This window comes from Bacillus sp. AFS017336, from assembly GCF_002555445.1.
In the GTDB taxonomy this organism is placed as follows: Bacteria; Bacillota; Bacilli; order Bacillales; family Bacillaceae_G; genus Gottfriedia.
This window is the reverse complement of record NZ_NUCO01000089.1, coordinates 1-246: the sequence shown is the minus strand read 5'-3', so window position 1 is coordinate 246 and position 246 is coordinate 1. Positions and strand designations below refer to the sequence as shown.

1 protein-coding gene is annotated in these 246 nt (G+C 65.4%); it reads left to right on the top strand.

Annotation, left to right across the window (positions count from 1 at the left end; genetic code table 11):
* Window positions 1–246, top strand: a 246-nt coding sequence (locus CN601_RS22200) for a carboxyl transferase domain-containing protein (protein WP_306659841.1), incomplete at both ends; no start/stop codon positions are given.

The following is a 246-nucleotide window of genomic DNA, read 5'->3' as shown; positions in this document are numbered from 1 at the left end:
TGGTGGGTGAGCGCTTTGCCCTGGCCGCTGAAACCGCCGTCGAAATCGGCGCCCCTTACGTGTGCTTCTCCGCCAGCGGCGGCGCGCGCATGCAGGAAGGCCTGTTGAGCCTGATGCAGATGGCCAAGGCCAATGCAGCGCTCACGCGCCTGGCCAAGAAGGGCCTGCCCTACATCTCGGTGCTGACCGATCCCACCTTCGGTGGCGTCTCCGCCAGCTTCGCCTTCGTGGGAGACATCGTCATTG